This window comes from Effusibacillus dendaii (genome assembly GCF_015097055.1).
In the GTDB taxonomy this organism is placed as follows: Bacteria; Bacillota; Bacilli; order Tumebacillales; family Effusibacillaceae; genus Effusibacillus; species Effusibacillus dendaii.
The window spans coordinates 116,321-132,598 of the sequence record NZ_AP023366.1; the positions used below are offsets into that span (position 1 = coordinate 116,321).

At 50.3% G+C, this 16,278-nt stretch carries 20 protein-coding genes; 16 read left to right on the forward strand and 4 right to left on the reverse strand.

The annotated features are described in order from the left end of the window. Nucleotides 1-2: 2 nt before the first annotated feature. The 3 genes from rsgA (at nt 3) to spoVM (ending at nt 1,813) form a co-directional block, all read left to right on the forward strand. Complete coding sequence (gene rsgA, locus skT53_RS00565) at nt 3-887, forward strand: ribosome small subunit-dependent GTPase A (RefSeq protein ID WP_200759288.1); 885 nt, start codon at nt 3-5, stop codon at nt 885-887. After that, on the forward strand, nt 888-1,538 hold the full coding sequence (gene rpe, locus skT53_RS00570) for a ribulose-phosphate 3-epimerase (protein ID WP_200759289.1): 651 nt from the start codon (nt 888-890) through the stop codon (nt 1,536-1,538). Between the two features lie 191 nt (nt 1,539-1,729). Continuing rightward, on the forward strand, nt 1,730-1,813 hold the full coding sequence (gene spoVM, locus skT53_RS00575) for a stage V sporulation protein SpoVM (RefSeq protein WP_200760810.1): 84 nt from the start codon (nt 1,730-1,732) through the stop codon (nt 1,811-1,813). Nucleotides 1,814-1,841: 28 nt separating this feature from the next. On the opposite strand, the gene rpmB is transcribed toward spoVM, so the two are convergent. Then, the gene (gene rpmB / locus skT53_RS00580; RefSeq protein ID WP_200759290.1) at nt 1,842-2,033 is read right to left on the reverse strand and encodes a 50S ribosomal protein L28; all 192 of its coding nucleotides are present in this window, start codon (nt 2,031-2,033) and stop codon (nt 1,842-1,844) included. A gap of 147 nt (nt 2,034-2,180) precedes the next feature. Between rpmB and skT53_RS00585 the strand changes: the two genes are divergently transcribed. From skT53_RS00585 to recG, 3 genes are read left to right on the forward strand one after another with little or no spacing between them, the layout of a single operon-like run. Next, entirely contained in the window at nt 2,181-2,543 is a 363-nt protein-coding gene (locus tag skT53_RS00585; RefSeq protein WP_200759291.1) for an Asp23/Gls24 family envelope stress response protein, read from the forward strand. 11 nt (nt 2,544-2,554) lie between these two features. Next, nucleotides 2,555-4,243 (forward strand): DAK2 domain-containing protein, encoded by a 1,689-nt coding sequence (locus skT53_RS00590; protein WP_200759292.1) that lies wholly within the window; start codon nt 2,555-2,557, stop codon nt 4,241-4,243. Between the two features lie 12 nt (nt 4,244-4,255). Further along, complete coding sequence (recG, locus tag skT53_RS00595; RefSeq protein WP_200759293.1) at nt 4,256-6,310, forward strand: ATP-dependent DNA helicase RecG; 2,055 nt, start codon at nt 4,256-4,258, stop codon at nt 6,308-6,310. A 219-nt stretch (nt 6,311-6,529) separates the two neighbouring features. Here recG and skT53_RS18735 read toward each other — a convergent pair whose 3' ends face one another. Continuing rightward, nucleotides 6,530-6,661: a hypothetical protein gene (locus skT53_RS18735; RefSeq protein WP_264175987.1), complete on the reverse strand. Its 132-nt coding sequence runs from the start codon at nt 6,659-6,661 to the stop codon at nt 6,530-6,532. A 105-nt stretch (nt 6,662-6,766) separates the two neighbouring features. On the opposite strand from skT53_RS18735, the gene skT53_RS00600 reads away from it, so the two are divergent. The 5 genes from skT53_RS00600 (at nt 6,767) to skT53_RS00620 (ending at nt 10,574) form a co-directional block, all read left to right on the forward strand. Further along, nucleotides 6,767-7,426 (forward strand): hypothetical protein, encoded by a 660-nt coding sequence (locus tag skT53_RS00600; protein WP_200759294.1) that lies wholly within the window; start codon nt 6,767-6,769, stop codon nt 7,424-7,426. A gap of 253 nt (nt 7,427-7,679) precedes the next feature. Continuing rightward, nucleotides 7,680-8,243, forward strand: coding sequence for a 16S rRNA (guanine(966)-N(2))-methyltransferase RsmD (gene rsmD, locus skT53_RS00605; protein WP_200760811.1), 564 nt, complete (start codon nt 7,680-7,682; stop codon nt 8,241-8,243). Then, the gene (gene coaD, locus skT53_RS00610) at nt 8,240-8,719 is read left to right on the forward strand and encodes a pantetheine-phosphate adenylyltransferase (RefSeq protein WP_200759295.1); all 480 of its coding nucleotides are present in this window, start codon (nt 8,240-8,242) and stop codon (nt 8,717-8,719) included. Before rsmD ends, coaD begins: the two co-directional genes overlap by 4 nt. Before the next feature lie 21 nt (nt 8,720-8,740). Then, the gene (locus skT53_RS00615) at nt 8,741-9,550 is read left to right on the forward strand and encodes a patatin-like phospholipase family protein (protein WP_200759296.1); all 810 of its coding nucleotides are present in this window, start codon (nt 8,741-8,743) and stop codon (nt 9,548-9,550) included. Continuing rightward, a complete protein-coding gene (locus tag skT53_RS00620) occupies nt 9,528-10,574 on the forward strand; it encodes a SepM family pheromone-processing serine protease (RefSeq protein ID WP_200759297.1) in 1,047 nt (348 codons plus the stop codon). Before skT53_RS00615 ends, skT53_RS00620 begins: the two co-directional genes overlap by 23 nt. Before the next feature lie 69 nt (nt 10,575-10,643). Here the strand turns inward: skT53_RS00620 and skT53_RS00625 are convergent, their stop codons facing one another. Further along, complete coding sequence (locus skT53_RS00625; RefSeq protein ID WP_200759298.1) at nt 10,644-11,864, reverse strand: nucleotidyltransferase; 1,221 nt, start codon at nt 11,862-11,864, stop codon at nt 10,644-10,646. Between the two features lie 108 nt (nt 11,865-11,972). Here skT53_RS00625 and skT53_RS00630 point away from each other — a divergent pair, with 108 nt between their 5' ends. The 5 genes from skT53_RS00630 to skT53_RS00650 all read left to right on the forward strand — a co-directional run bounded on the left by skT53_RS00630 (nt 11,973) and on the right by skT53_RS00650 (nt 15,103). Continuing rightward, nucleotides 11,973-12,476 (forward strand): YceD family protein, encoded by a 504-nt coding sequence (locus skT53_RS00630; RefSeq protein ID WP_200759299.1) that lies wholly within the window; start codon nt 11,973-11,975, stop codon nt 12,474-12,476. 36 nt (nt 12,477-12,512) lie between these two features. Next, nucleotides 12,513-12,689, forward strand: coding sequence for a 50S ribosomal protein L32 (rpmF, locus tag skT53_RS00635; RefSeq protein WP_200759300.1), 177 nt, complete (start codon nt 12,513-12,515; stop codon nt 12,687-12,689). Nucleotides 12,690-13,007: 318 nt separating this feature from the next. Next, nucleotides 13,008-13,208: an alpha/beta-type small acid-soluble spore protein gene (locus skT53_RS00640; protein WP_200759301.1), complete on the forward strand. Its 201-nt coding sequence runs from the start codon at nt 13,008-13,010 to the stop codon at nt 13,206-13,208. A gap of 164 nt (nt 13,209-13,372) precedes the next feature. Beyond that, the gene (locus skT53_RS00645; protein ID WP_200759302.1) at nt 13,373-14,200 is read left to right on the forward strand and encodes an SDR family NAD(P)-dependent oxidoreductase; all 828 of its coding nucleotides are present in this window, start codon (nt 13,373-13,375) and stop codon (nt 14,198-14,200) included. A 93-nt stretch (nt 14,201-14,293) separates the two neighbouring features. After that, nucleotides 14,294-15,103: an alpha/beta hydrolase gene (locus tag skT53_RS00650; protein WP_200759303.1), complete on the forward strand. Its 810-nt coding sequence runs from the start codon at nt 14,294-14,296 to the stop codon at nt 15,101-15,103. A gap of 57 nt (nt 15,104-15,160) precedes the next feature. On the opposite strand, the gene skT53_RS00655 is transcribed toward skT53_RS00650, so the two are convergent. Beyond that, the gene (locus skT53_RS00655; RefSeq protein ID WP_200759304.1) at nt 15,161-16,249 is read right to left on the reverse strand and encodes a class II aldolase/adducin family protein; all 1,089 of its coding nucleotides are present in this window, start codon (nt 16,247-16,249) and stop codon (nt 15,161-15,163) included. Between the last annotated feature and the right edge of the window lie 29 nt (nt 16,250-16,278).

The following is a 16,278-nucleotide window of genomic DNA, read 5'->3' on the forward strand; positions in this document are numbered from 1 at the left end:
GCATGCCGGAAGGAATGATTGTCAAGGCGCTGTCCGGTTTTTACTATGTGCAGGTTGCGGATCAGCTTATTCAATGCAAGGCGCGGGGCATCTTTAAAAAAAGGGGAATCACGCCTTTGGTTGGCGACCGGGTAAAAATCTCGGTGACCGGTTCGGTCGAAGGTGTGGTGGAGGAGATTTTTCCTCGCTCCGTTTCCTTGATTCGACCGCCGATTGCCAATGTGGAACAGGCGGTGCTCGTCTTTTCGGCAAAAGAACCGGCGTTAAATCGGCGACTGCTTGACCGAATGCTGGTGCTGATCGAAAAGGCGCATATTGAGGCCTCCATCGTCATTACCAAAATCGACCTGCTGCAGGAGGGAGAGTCGTTGGACGAACAGATGCGCCTCTACAAGGGGATTGGCTATCCCGTTTACGCCGTATCTGTAAAATCGGCGATCGGTCTTGAGGAAGTCCGCCGCTTGTTCCACAATCGAATTTCCGTCTTGGCCGGACAGTCGGGGGTCGGCAAATCGTCTTTGCTTAACGGGCTGTATCCTTCACTCCAGCTTAAAATGGGGGAAGTCAGCCAGAAGTTGGGCCGCGGCCGCCATACGACGCGACATGTCGAACTGATTGCAGTCGATGCAAACTCCTATATTGCCGACACGCCAGGCTTTAGCCAGTTGGATTTTGGCGATATGGAACCGGAAGAATTGGACAACTATTTTAAAGAGATTGCCCGCTTGAGCGATAACTGTTACTATCGAGAGTGTTTGCATGAGACAGAACATGACTGTGCGGTGATCGAAACGCTCCGGCAAGGCAAGGTGAACGAAACCCGCTACGGGCATTACATTGAATTTTTAAAAGAGTTGCGCGAATTGAAAGAAACGAGGTATTCCTAAATGATCCGAATTGCGCCTTCTATCCTGTCGGCTGATTTTGCAAAACTGGCAGATGAAATCAAACGAATTGAAGACGGTGGAGCGGACTATGTGCATGTCGATGTGATGGACGGGCAGTTTGTTCCAAACATTACGATCGGTCCACTGATTGTCCAAGCCATCAGGCCACACACCAAACTGCCGCTCGATGTGCACCTGATGATCGAACAACCGGAACGGTACGTGCCGGATTTTGTGAAAGTGGGAGCAGATTTGGTATCGGTTCATGTGGAAGCAAGTCCGCATCTGCACCGGACCCTGCAGTTGATTCGCTCGCTGGGCGCCAAAACGTCAGTCGCTCTGAATCCCCACACCCCCCTGTCGGTCATCGAGCACGTTCTTGGGGATCTGGATATGGTGCTGCTGATGACGGTCAATCCGGGGTTTGGCGGCCAGAAATTTATCGAATCGGTGGTTCCCAAAATTCGCTCCCTGCGGAAGATGCTGAATGATCAGGGGCTGTCGCATGTGGATATCGAAGTGGACGGAGGGATCAATCCGGACACATCCCGCGTTGTGAGAGAAGCGGGTGCGAACGTGCTGGTGGCTGGGTCGGCTGTCTACGGAGCGCCGGATGCGGCTGTTGCGATACGCCAGATTCGGGGAGAGTAAAACGAATATTTCAATCAATGGGCTCATATCTTCTGAAAAGAAGGTGGGGCTCTTTTTGATTGCTCTGCACAATTTGCCCGAATGGGAATATATATAGTAGCGTCAATACCGCCCAGCAAGCGGCATGAATCAACCCGCCTAGGCGATTTGAGCGGGTGGGGTACGGATGGATACTGGGAGGAGGGGTACAATTGCGTTTTTATACCATTAAATTGCCTAGGTTTCTGGGTGGCCTTGTGAGAGCGATGTTAGGCGCGTTTCAGAAAAAAGAATAGGAGGAGAAAAGAAAAACGCGCGAACCGATTAGATCGCGCGTTTTACTTTACCTGCTTTCAAACAGCGGGTGCAAACTTGAATTCGTTTCACCGAGCCGTTCACTTCCGCCCGAACGCGTTGAATGTTTGGCATCCAGCGACGTTTCGTCAAAATATGAGAATGGGAAACTTGGTTGCCCGTTTTCGGATCTTTCCCGCAGATTTCACAACGTTTAGCCATCTTTCGCACCTCCCTGCATAAGGCTGACCTGCTTATCTTACCATAGATCCGAGAGACGTTGCAAGACAGCTTTTCCTTTGTCGGATTATGTAGTAAACTTAGGTTGCAATTGGCTGTGATTGGTTTGAATTGGTAGGAGGTCATTTTATGCCAAAAGTTATGCAAAATGAAATGGGGAAAATTACGGTGACAGAGGATGTCATCGCTACGATTGCCGGTTTTGCAGCTTTGGATTGTTACGGTTTGGTGGGAATGGCATCACAAAAAAGGGTGAAAGACAGCATTACCGAACTGTTGGGTCGTGAAAACCCCGGTCGCGGTGTGGAAGTCTACATCCATGACGACCGCGTAACGGTTGATCTGTTTATCATTGTCAGCTACGGCACGAAAATTTCAGTTGTGGCCAATAACGTGATGGACAAAGTTAAATATACACTGGAAAACGCGCTGGGTATCGAAGTTGATCAGATTAACGTGAACGTTCAGGGCGTCCGGGTGACTGACAAGTAAGGGGAGATAGAATGACACACAAGTTTTTGGATGGTCCGCTGTTTGTGCAAATGGTTCTGTCGGGACATCAAAATCTGGAAACCAACAAACAGAAAGTCAACGCATTAAACGTGTTTCCCGTCCCGGATGGAGATACCGGCACAAATATGAGCATGTCGTTAACTTCCGGCGTTGCGGAAATGCGGCGTGCGGCCAGCCGATCTTTAGATAAAGTGACAGAATCACTGGCCGCCGGACTGCTGATGGGAGCCCGCGGCAATTCGGGCGTCATTTTGTCACAATTGTTTCGCGGTTTCGCGAAAGCGGTTTCTCACCATCAGCAGGCGGATGCCAAGCTGTTTGCGGAATGTTTTCAGAATGGTGTAACAACCGCGTACAAAGCGGTCGTGAAACCGGTCGAAGGCACTATTTTGACAGTTGCCAAAGATGCTGCAAAAGCGGCTCTGCAGGCGGCAAAATCTGCCCAGGCATCAATTCGATCGGTGATGGAAGCAATACTCGCAGAAGCGGAAAGATCCTTGCAGAGGACGCCCGATTTATTGCCTGTGTTGAAACAGGCCAAGGTGGTGGATTCTGGTGGACAAGGTCTGGTCGCTATTTACCAGGGATTTTTGGCGGCTTTGACAGGGGAACGGGTTGCTGAGCCTGTCGATCTGCCCTACCAGGAATGGGTCGGTCCTATTCCGCATGGCATGCCGGCAGCCAAGTCGGATCAGAATCCTGCAGTAACGGAACAGGAATTTGGATATTGTACCGAATTTATCATCCGTTTGGACCGGCAATCGCAAGATGAGACCGAAATGGAAAATCGGGTGCGAAACGCCCTGATGAATCTGGGCGACTCGATGTTGGTAGTGGCGGCAGACCAGCTGGTCAAGGTTCATATCCATGCGCTGCATCCGGGGCTGGTGTTGGAAGAAGCCATTCAGTTCGGTTCTTTAACAAGAATCAAGATTGACAACATGACCGAACAGCATCACAATTTAAAAAATGATTACGAAGACACCGGGGAACCTGCTGCACCCGTTCGGTCCCAAATCCGTCCTCCTTATGCGATTGTGGCGGTAGCGGCCGGCGAAGGACTTGTCGACATTTTTGAAAGTATAGGTGTGAACAAGGTGATTGAGGGCGGTCAGACGATGAACCCCAGTACGGAAGATATCGTGAATGCGGTCAAAAGCGTCGATGCTGACCATGTATTTGTGCTTCCCAATAATTCCAACATTGTACTGGCGGCACAGCAGGCGAAGGAAATTATCGGCGACCGGATTGAAGTCATCCCGACCAAATCGATTCCGCAAGGAATTGCTGCTGTGCTGGCCTTGAAACCGGAACAGACAGTTGCCGAAAACGCGCGGCGCATGCAGGATGTGGCGCAGAAAATCAAAACCGGACAGGTTACGCGGGCAGTTCGCAATTCCCACTATCAGGATTTCGACATTAAGGAAGGCGATTATTTGGGCCTGTCGGACAGCCAGGTTATAGCAGTTGGCGCCGATTTGGACTCGACCGCCAAATCGCTGCTGGAGAAACTGGTGGATGCCGACTCGGAAATTGTTGCTGTATTTTACGGCGCTGATGTATCGGAGGAGCAGGCGGAACGATTTGTCGATTCGCTGATGGAACAGTTCTCGCATTGTGAGTTCGAACTGCATTACGGCGGTCAGCCGTTGTACGAGTATTTATTTTCTGTGGAATAGGTGTTTTGAACAGTGAATGAGCTGCAAAAACCGGTTAACCATATAGCGGGCATCGGTCCTTCCCGGGCGAGGGACCTTGCTTTGCTTGGCATTTACACGGTTTCTGATCTGATTAGCTATTATCCGTTCCGGTACGATGACCGGACGGTACAGTCGGGGCACATGCTTCAGCATGATTCCCGCCAGACGGTGGAGGCGGTTGTGGAGGCGCCGCCGACTGTGCGCCACAAAGGACGGCTTGTCATCGTGTCAGCAAGAGTTCGGACAACGGATGGCCTGCCTCTGACAGCCATTTGGTTCAATCAACTGTTCGTGCGTGAAAAATTGCTGCCAGGTACTCAGGTTACATTGACCGGCAAGTTTGACGCCAGACAAAGAAGTCTGGTGGTCTCTCAATATGAATTAGCGCATGCGGATCAGTCGGTGCACAGCAATCGGTTGGTGCCGATCTACGAAGTACGGGGCGAACTGACTCCCAAAATCCTGCGGTCTCTCCTCGCAAGGGCTCTCAAACAATACGGACCGTTATTGGACGATCCCCTTCCTTACAGCCTGATGACCAAATATAAACTGCTCTCCAGACAGGAAGCGACCCTCCAGATTCATTTTCCAAAAGATGCGGAATCGTTGCGGCAAGCTCGCAGACGGCTGATTTTTGAGGAATTCTTCCTGTTCCAGTTAAAACTTCAGTCGTTCCGCCACCTGCATAAAACGAACCAGCCGGGTGTCGCGCATCCGGTTGATGACCGCTTGTGGTCCGATTATGAGAAACGGCTGCCGTTTGCCTTGACAGAGGGGCAAACACAGGTGATGCAGGAAATTTTGCAGGATATGAGACAGCCGCATCCGATGAACCGGTTGCTGCAAGGGGACGTGGGTTCCGGTAAGACGGTGGTCGCTTTTTGTGCGATGTATGCGGCGGTCCGGGCCGGTTTTCAGGCGGCGATGATGGTGCCGACGGAAATTTTGGCGGAACAGCATTACGAATCGGCTGTTCGCTTGTTTGCCGGTTCGGAAGTAAAGGTGGGGCTTTTGACAGGAAGCACCCGCGATAAAGAACGGAAAGAACTTTTGGACAAGCTGGCGGCAGGTGACATTGATTTGGTGATCGGAACCCATGCGATTTTGGAAGAGGGTGTTCAGTTTGCCAACTTGAGTCTGGTGGTGACCGATGAACAGCACCGGTTTGGCGTCGAGCAGCGGTCGATTTTCAGGCAAAAGGGGCATCATCCGGACGTGCTGTTTATGTCAGCCACACCGATTCCCCGCACGCTTGCGATGACATTGTTCGGCGATTTGGACGTATCGGTGCTGGAGCAGATGCCGGAAGGGAGGCAGCCGATTCAAACGTACTGGGTGGCGGCGCGGCAGGAGGAGCAGGTGATTCGCTTCCTGCGGCAAGAGTTGGCGAAGGGGCGCCAGGCGTATATCGTCGCTCCATTGGTTGAGGAATCGGAGAAGATACAAGGCGTGGAAAATGCGGTTGAACTGTACAAGCGTCTGCTCGACCCATTGGCCGGTTTTCAGGTTGGACTGATGCATGGGCGGTTGTCCGGCAGGGAGAAAGATGAGGTAATGCGGCGGTTCAAAGCAAACGAACTGCAGGTGCTTGTTTCCACGACAGTGATTGAAGTGGGGGTAAATGTGCCGAACGCCACCGTGATGGTGATTTATAACGCGGACCGGTTTGGGCTGGCGCAGCTCCATCAACTGCGGGGACGCGTCGGTCGGGGGGAACATGCTTCCCGCTGTATTCTGGTTGCGGATCCGTTGACCGATGCGGGCAAACAGCGCATGCAGGCGATGGTGGAGACGCAGAACGGATTCATATTGGCGGAGAAGGATTTGGAACTGCGGGGACCGGGCGAATTTTTCGGGATTCGGCAGAGCGGCATGCCGGAATTCAAGCTGGGCGATCTGGTGAATGACGCGAACATCATGAAGGTGGCGCGCGAAGAGGCGCAGCGGTTGACCGAACAGTCCGATTTCTGGATACTGCCTGAATATCAAGGGCTGGTCGATTATCTAAAGCAGGAGCGTGTGCTGCAGGCGCCGATTCCGGATTGAAGAGGCAGATAAAAACCTTCTACATCGTCATGTCTCTAATGGCTGGGGTCACTCTCGTTGTAGAGTTGATAAAGCTTGCTAATGGTCGTTAAATAGAGTCGCTTAAAGACTCTCTGAGTTTCCTTTAGGTCGTTCGGTCAATTTGAGAAACGGGTGTTTGCAAATAAACGGCTAACGTAAGTTTCGGGACCCTGCAGTCTGACAGCAGGGTCCCGGTATTTACTTCGAATCTTTTTTCCGGTCGTCCCGGCGATTCGTGGGCATGGTGATCGCCACAAAAAAGTTGAACAGAATAACCACCATAAACAGCAAAGATGCGATGATTGACATATTGGCAAACGTCCATTTCATCTCTGCATCACCCCGTTTTTAGCATGGCAGGACTGCCTGGGTGATATGCTGGAATCATTATCCCCACTGTCGCATAGGCTTGTACGGAGACAGGGGGGAGCGGGAGTGCAACGTCGATCAGTTTATTTCTTAGTTCTGGTGGCGATTCTGGCTGCTGTGCTAATGGGGAACTATGTACCGCTTTTTTCAAAAAATACGGTACCTGCTGTCGGATCGCTGATACCGAACACAAACAGTCCGCAGCCGCAATCGAATCCGGACACAGGGAATCCAAACAATCCGCAGTTGCAAGAGAGTCCTGACGTATCGACGGCAAGCGGCACATCGCCGTTGGCGAATGGGGCCAAACGTCAGCCGTACGTTCTGAGTGACAAGGAAAAGCAGGTGATGCAGCAAGTGGGGCAAGTCCCTTATATAACCGATGTATTGTTTGATGAGGCATCCGACGGCAAAATGATTGTCGCAGCGACGGCTGAAGTGGGACCCAGCGGCGATCCGGACAAAAAGAAGGTGGCCAAAGAGGTGGCCTACCAGTTCACATTGGCTGTCTACCGTTCAGGTGTACCGATCGCACAAGCAACGATTCACATTACGGCGGACAACGCGCTGTTAATGGGTACATCGCTTGGCAGTGAGGATCAGCAGAAACTGGCGCAGCAGGTGTCGACCGGGTCGGGCAGCACCGAATTTTTTAAGTTTCTGAAGGATCACGAGCGGGATACGGAGATACCGGAAAAAAACACGTGGATGTACGAACAGCCGTGATCGATTTTTGAATGGAAAACAAAAACCCGCGTCCGGGTATACGCGGGTTTTTGTCTCTGTTTCCAGATACTGGGAGAGGAGAAACCGGAGGAAGAGCTTATGGGGAAACCTAAGTCTTCTCCGCGGTTGCCTGCAACAGCTCTCGCCGTTGCTAGTTCTAATATGACCCGTTGGTTGGGGAAAATATACTAACCGCAGGAATTTTTTTTTTTTGCAATTTGTGGTAAAGTAGGTACGAGGAGTTGAAGTCTTGATGCGAGTTATCGCAGGCGATCTGAAGGGCAGACGTCTGGCCGCTGTACCCGGCCGCAGCACACGCCCTACCACCGACAAGGTAAAAGAATCAGTGTTCAACATTATCGGACCTTATTTTGACGGGGGAAGCGTACTCGATCTGTTTGCCGGTACGGGAGGCTTAGGGATTGAAGCGTTGTCGCGCGGGATGGAACAGGCTGTTTTTATTGACCAGGACCCCAAAGCATTGCAGGTGGTCAGGCGGAACATAGAGGCATGCCAGTTGTCGGATCGGGTGGAAATCCACCGTTCGGACGCTAGGCGTTCGCTGTCCTGGCTGTCGCAGAAAGGCTGTTCGTTTGACCTCGTTTTCCTCGACCCTCCTTATCATCTGACGATCATTCCGGAGTTGGTAAGAGGATTGGCGGAACGCCGATTATTGAAGGAGGGAGCGCTGTTGGTAGCGGAACACAGCGCGAGCAGCGAACTCCCCGAAGAAATTGATGCGATGCATCGGTGGAAGTTTGTTACATATGGTGATACGTCTATCAGTTTTTATCAGAAAGGAACGGGTTTTCCATGACGATTGCTGTTTATCCAGGAAGTTTCGATCCAGTTACGTTGGGCCACATTGACATTGCGGAGCGAGCGGCGAAAATTTTTGACAAAGTGATTATTGCCGTAATGGTGAATCCGCACAAAAATGCGCTGTTCACCGTTGAGCAGCGGAAGGATTTAATTTCAGAAGCGGTTAAGCATATTCCCAATATTGAAGTCGACAGTTTCCCTGGTTTGTTGGTCCACTACGTACAGAACAAAGGTGCCAAAGTGATTGTCAAGGGGCTGCGCGCGGTGTCCGATTTTGAATCGGAACTGTCAATGGCCTCGATTAACTGGGCGATGTATTCGGGCGCCGAAACGTTTTTTATTCCGACAAATTCAAAATATTCCTATATCAGTTCCAGTCTGGTGAAAGAAATTGCCCGCCACAACGGGCCGATCGAAGATTTTGTAACTCCTTATGTCTGTCAGGCGCTGCGCCAAGTAAATCAACACTAACAGACAGGAGGCGACCGCTTCATGACGATGCCAAAAATCGGCCTGGCGCTCGGTGCTGGAGGCGCTCGCGGATTTGCTCATGTGGGCGTGTTGCAGGTGTTTGAAGAAAACGGAATTCCCGTGGATGCGTTAGCCGGCAGCTCGATGGGCAGTCTGGTGGCCGCTTTTTACGCAAGCGGAATGGAAACCAAATATATGGAAATGCTAGCGGTAAACTTGAAACGAAAGCACTGGATTGATTTCACGATCCCCAAAATCGGATTTGTGTCGGGCAACAAGATTACGGAAATGCTGAAACTATTGACAAAAGGGATGCATATTGAAAACGCCAGGATCCCTTTGGCGATCGTGGCTACCGACATTGAAAAGGGGGAACGGGTGATTTTTCACGAAGGTCCGATGTACCAGGCGGTTCGCGCCAGCATCTCCATACCGGGCGTGTTCGTTCCTTATCCCTACAGGGATCGTTTGCTGGTGGACGGTGGCGTCATTGATCGGGTACCGATTACGCCTTGCCGCGAACTGGGCGTTGATTTGGTGATAGCGGTGGATGTGGGGCTGTATGACCAGGAGCTTCAGGTGAAAAGCATTTTTGACGTGTTTTTCCAATCGATCGAAATTATGGAACGGGAGATCCTGAAAACCCGCATTTTGGATGCCAGTCATGTGATTCGGCCAGATGTCGGGCATATATCGTCAACCGCTTTTACGCAGATTGAGGAATGTATTGAACGGGGCCGCCAGGCCGCGTTAGAGGCAGTGGAACCGATCCGTCAGTTGATTGAAAAATGGAAAGGAGAACAGACGGTTGCCTACGAAATCGACAGCTAAGAAAAGAGTTATCCGGGCACTGGTCGCGCTGGTGCTGGTTGCTTCTCTGTTTATCCCGCTGCCATATTACGTTTTTCAGCCCGGTTCGGCAGACGAACTGCAGCCGATGCTGTCGGTAGCTAACGGACAGAAGGATGAAAAAGGCACATTGATGATGACTACGGTGATGACGGTACCGACTCGAAATATATATTATTATCTTTACGGGTTGGTTTGGCCTAATCGGCAAGTGGTTCCCCGCCAGGAGGTAGACCAGGGGATGTCGGGCGCCGATTACCAGAAAGTGCTGCAGCACATGATGAGTTCCTCGCAGGAAAGCGCGATTGTAGCAGCGATGCGCTATTTGAAAATGCCGGTTCAAATGTCTTATTTTGGGGTGATTGTGGCACAGGTGCTGCCTGACTCGAAAGCGAAAGGGGTCTTGCAGCCGGGTGACCTGATCGAACAGGTCGACGGCAAACCCATGCTGAAATCGGAAGATCTGATCAGTTATCTGGCCAATAAAAAAGTAGGCGATAAAGTACGGATCGAGTTTACGAGGGATAACCAACGGCAAACAGCCGATGTGGAATTGATTGGGCTGCCTAGCCAAGGCAATAGCGGGCAGCCGACGCGGCCCGGTTTGGGGATTCAGCCGATTACCAAGCAGAAAGTGGAGAATTTGCTGAAAGTGGATTTCCATACGGAAAATATCGGAGGGCCTTCCGCTGGATTGATGTTTGCTCTTGAAATCGTTTCGCAGTTAACGCCTGGCGATTTGACAAAAGGACATCGCATTGCAGGTACCGGAACGATTGACGCAAACGGAAATGTGGGTCAAATCGGCGGGATTGAGCACAAAATTGTGGCAGCCGATGAAAAAGGCGCGGAAATCTTTTTTGCCCCGGCCGATCCGCCAAATAATCCGGAACTCACAAACACGAAAGACGCGATGAAAAAAGCGGCTGAAATCAAGACGAAGATGAAAATCGTGCCCGTCAAAAATCTGGCAGAAGCGGTCGATTATCTGCAGAAGCTGCCGTGAAGGAAAGCAGCCTTTCGCATCTTGTCCGCGAGATACGGAGTCTGTACGTCTGCTTCCGGGTCTCCGGGTTTAACTGCCCAATCGAACAACAGGCACCTCCGCCTCCCGCCGCCGATTTTCCGGCGTCCGGTTGACATAGGCGAGCCCGTATAGATCAGACGCCCGCAGATTCATTTCCACCATCGGGGGAACTTCTTTTGCGATGGATGTAAAAATCGGCAGGGTACTGACCGACGCCGCCTCTTTCAGAAGGTGTCTGCCTGTTTCGGTAAACCCGAGTACCCGGATCGAATCCGGCCCATTTTCCAAATGGAGAGAATCAGCCGTCTGTTTTCGGATGCCCAGCAGAAGAGAGGTCAAAGCGCGTTGTATGCGTGTCCATGTATAGCTTCTCGTCTTCACCCGGTATAGCAACTCGGAAGTACGTGATGCATACGGAAGCGATTCCAACATGCGAACGGCCAGACCTTGATCCACATGCAGATACGTTTCCAATTCCCGCACAGTAGAACGGGCCAACAGGGCAAAAATCGGCTGGGTGAAGGAATCCCAGTCGACGGGTCCACGACCGGCGGCGAACTCTCCCCGCATAATTTCCAAATTGACGGCGGGCAGATAGGAATCGATCGGTTGACCGTCAGCAATCGCGCGGCGAATCGCGGTGGCGCTGGCGATCGATCGGTCGCTGAAGGTGGCATCATGATAATGGGCTGCCATTCGGCCGATTGTAAAAGGGCGAATCGAACTGTTCAGTTTTTGCAGGGCATGCAGGTATTCGATCCCTAACATATTGTTTGGGTGATCCACGATTTCCGGGTCGAGGGTCCCTGTAGTCGCTGCATATTCCCGCAAGGATGCGGCATAAGCGGCGGGATAGGCAAGTCCCTGCTTGATTTTTGTCTGAAGAATCGATTGCAGGGCGGGTGGCGGATCTGCTATGAGAGCAGCCAGTTGCTGCAGGGAGCGCAGATCCCCTTTTTCGCTGCCAAAACAAATCGAATCGACTACCCCGCAACGGTCGAGAGTGGCAACCGCGCCGAACGCAAACAAACGAGCGCTTTGTATGCTGTAAAAAATCGGGAGTTCCAACACGAGATCCACACCGTTCTGGAGGGCCATTTCCGTCCGGGCCCATTTGTTTACGATCGCTGGTTCTCCCCGCTGCAAAAAATGACCGCTCATCACTGCTACGATGGCATCGGCACCTGTTACCTTTTTGGTTTGCTGGATATGATAACAATGTCCGTTATGCATGGGATTGTATTCGACAATTACACCGGCAGCCCGCATAGGACACCCCCGTTTGAGAATTCTTCGATATTATAGCAATCCTCCCTATCGTTGACAATTTATCGCCTGCTCGATATAATTAAAAACGTTGCTTATGAGGTGATATCGTTGAAACTGCGATGGCGCGATGTGCACGAACAACCGCAGGGCATTGATTTGAACGAAACCATTGAATTGCCAAATCTGGTAAAAGAGAATCGGCAAGTGATATCGATGCGACCGGTGGTCGTCGATTTGCATGCGCAAGAGGTTTCACATACCCTTTCGGTTTTGGGGGCACTTCATACGGAAGTGACCTACCGCTGTTCCCGCTGTTTAACAGAAACGGAACTCTCGCTGGATGTACCGTTTTCAGAGCAGTTTGTACGGACGGAGCAGGAGATGGAGGAAGACGAGGATCGGATTTTGGTAACAGGCGATACGATCGAGTTTGATCCTTATCTCGAACAGGAAATCCTGTTGGCCATGCCGCTCAATCCGGTATGTGAGGAATCGTGCGCCGGGCTGTGTCCGGTCTGCGGAATCAACCGGAATGAGCAAACCTGCAATTGTACAACGGAACGGATGGATCCCCGTTTAGCCGATTTGGCTAAGCTGTTAAATCCGGAATAAAAAGTTTAGGTCTCTCTGTATAAGGAGGTGGAGCAAATGGCAGTACCGCAAAGGCGTACATCGAAAACCCGCAAACGCATGCGCCGCACTCACTTTAAATTGACGGTTCCAGGCATGATCGCATGCCCCCAGTGTGGAGAAATGAAATTGTCGCACCGCATCTGCAATAATTGCGGCTATTATAAAGGTCGTGCAGTGGTGAATCAAGACTGATTTTCAATTGAAGCAAGAGTCCTTGTAACATGCCCGTTTGGGCATTCGTTACAGGACTCTTTTTTCTTTTAGGACCAAAATTTACAAGTTATAAAGAGGGGATAGACTGCACATCGTATAGGTACACCACTGAATGGAGAGAAAAACATGCATGAATACCCAACAGAAACAATTTGGATCTGTTGCGGCTTAGAAAAAACACGTTACTGCACAGTGGTGTGTGGCATGGAGCTCACTTGAATTTTAAGTTTTAAGTGTGCTGCATGCTACTAACTACATTGTTGGTGGCAAAACTAAACTATTGGAGGAGTGATTAGGATGCCAGGAGGAAATCGAAATCAAAAGCTGGTTTCTGGTGCAGCTCAAGCTCTTGATCAAATGAAATATGAAATTGCTCAGGAGTTTGGCGTGCAGCTGGGCGCAGACCAAACTTCCCGCCAAAACGGTTCGGTGGGTGGAGAAATCACCAAGCGTCTGGTGAAATTTGCTGAACAGGCTTTGTCTGGCCGTCAGCAGTAACAATCAAACAAATCTATATAAAAGTGGGCGCCTCTTTTGGCGCCTATTCCTGTTTGTGCGGCTCAATCATTTTTCCGCTGAATCTGTTGATTAGACCTGTACGAACCCGGGGCATATTGGAAGTAAAGTCTAAAAACGGGTTAGAAAGGTTGGCGTATAGGTCTATGAGAAACATGGTGAACGACGTAGTGGCTGTTATTGGAGGATCAAGCGGGATCGGGAAAGAATCCGCCAAATTATTTGCTGATCAAGGAGCGCAAGTTGTATTAATTGCCAGAGGAACCGACCGCTTGCGTGAAACAGCGGCGGAAATACAGAATCAGGGCAGAAGAGCGGACGTTATGAAAGCTGATGTTGCTTCCCTGGATGAAATGCGGACGGCGGCGGAACGAATCAAAGCAACATACGGAAAATTGGATGTCCTGATTTACAGTGCGGCAGGTTTTTATTTATCACCGGTTGAAACGATGGATCTAACCGTTGCCAAACAGTTGATGGAGATCAATTATTGGGGGGCCTTGCACACGACCCAAGCATTTTTGCCCGTAATCCGAAAAGGGGAGCGTAAATCGATGGTCTATATTTCTTCTCTGTCTGCCCAGTGCACGCCGCCTTTTTTTACAGCGTACGCAGCCACCAAACATGCGCTGCGAGGGTTTCTGCTGTCATTACGTCAGGAACTCAGGCCGGAAGGAATTCATGTCGGAATGGTTTCACCGGGTCCGGTACAGACTCCCTTAATTGAAAAGGATCTGCATCAGGATATGTATCGTTTGCCTTTTGGGATCCCTGTGTTGAAACCGGAATCAGCAGCCAAAGCCGTTCTCAGAAGTGTAAAAACGCGGAAAGGAGATCTTGTTGTCCCCGCAAGAATAGCTGCCGCAGCCAGGCTTGCCGCCGCATTCCCTTCCCTGGTAGAGACCTACTACCGCTTGTCGATTCCCGGTTGGAGGAAACATATAGAATCACTGGTAGGAAGGCGTCCGATCTAATTTTTTACTGACTTTCCGGTACTAAGAGCAGCGGTCATTGCTCATACTTAAGGGGAAGTTTCAAACCACCAAAGAAGGAGCTTGACAAATGCCATGTTACCGGAGCTCTTTTATCGTTCATGGGTCCCGCAGAGATCAAAGCTCACTTTGGTAACGCTTCACGGAGCGGGTCAGCATTCGGGACTGTTTAGGGATTTGGGGACGCATTGTTCACAACAAAGTATTGCCGTCTATGCTCCGGATTTGCGAGGGTTTGGTCAATCGAAAGGAAAACGCGGGCATGTATATTCGTTTTTGGAATACCTGGAAGACCTTGATCATTTTATCGGGCATGTGAGAAAGATACATCCGGATGATCCTGTTTTCTTGATGGGGCACAGTATGGGTGGGACGATTGTGGTTCGTTATGGACAAGAACGGCGGAGCAGCGTTCAGGGGGCGATTCTGTTAGCGCCCGCCTTAAAAATACGCCCGTTTATTCCGAAATCCGTACTGTATCCATTATACGTATTGTCCAGGGTAGCTCCAGAATTGAGCTTTGATCTGACCCGATGGGGGAAAGCCTTATCCGCGATTTGCCAATTCGAGTTTTCTGACACCATTTCCGAAGATGCCGATCCGTTATCGATCAATCGGTTTACGGCTCGCTGGTGTACGGAACTGTTGATGAACGCCCGCCAAGCAATGAGCAGAGCGAATCAATTTCGAATTCCTGTATTATGCCTGTGCGGTGAGGAGGATCCGGTCGTCGATCCGGCTGCCATTGAACAATTTCATAATTTATTGCAGGTACCGGATAAACGCTTCTTGTTGTTACCGTATGCAAAACATCGTCTCCTGCAGGATCACAATAGGCAGCATGTGTATGAACACATTATGAAGTGGTTAAAAGAACGTGTTTGAGAAGACCAAAGAAACCAGTTCGCCGCGAACTGGTTTATATGTTTAAAAAAGGGATTTCTATGTCATCGGAACCTGAGGAATAATACGCCCTTCAATTCGTTCAAAAATATCGTCCAAATCCTTCCCTGTAATTGTCAATCCGTGATTTTTCAGCCCAATGATCGCGCGTGACGGATCCTCGGCGTTACGAACAAGATCCGCTACCGATTTAGCGAGTTCAACTGTACCGCAGGGATAATTGATTTGAGTGGAAGGGATTCCTTCCATCCAGGCATGAATGTGAACGATGGCGCCCACTTGCGGGTGTTCGGTATAGATCATCCAGTGTTCGATCGCGTCAACAGATACACGGCGCGGCTGAACTTCTGGCGGGACGCTTAACAGCATCGTATTGCGTTTTTCATCAAACCCTTTTATCAAGAGGATATCTTGGCCGATTTTTCTTAGATCCCCTTTGTTGACGCCGCTGCCGCTCATCCAGAAGCGGTCTTTTGTTTTACGGGCGCTCAAGTTTCCATAACTAAGCCCGCCGATTCCGTATAAACGTTTCACATGCCGAAAATCTTCCGCAGGCAGGATTTCCTGAATGGGGAAAGGAGCGGGCCACAAATTCATCGCTTCGATTTTTTGCCCGGCTTTCCAAATTTGTTCGGTTATCTCATCGCCTTCTTGCAGTTCTTCCGGAAGATCCGGATGAAAGTCATTGTTAATGATTAAATTGGATGCGGCCAAGGGCTCCAGCCGTTCAAAAATTTTATCAAAGAATGTCTCTTCCTGACCTGTTTGAAAAGGCACTTTGTAGTATCCCTGCTCAAGCGTTACAAAATAGGTGTCGAAAGTTTCCGGTGTACGAACGATATAAATCAACAAGTTGGATAGTGTACGAATCAACATCGGGTACCCGTTTTTAAGGATGTTATCCGGTATCTGATCGGTTTCCACGACTGTAACGACATATGTGGCCTGTGCTTTTCGACGGTATGGGCGCAGGCTTCTCGGATCCGCGAAATTCAGCACCAAACGAATATCCTGATCGGGGTGTTCAGCTAACCGATACCCGTGAGCGGCGAGTTTTTGATTAAGTCCATTGGCAAACCATTTCTGAAAGTCATTTTGAAATTCACCGTAAAAAGCGTAATTCCCCATACGGACCTCCTATAAAATAATGGGTCGAT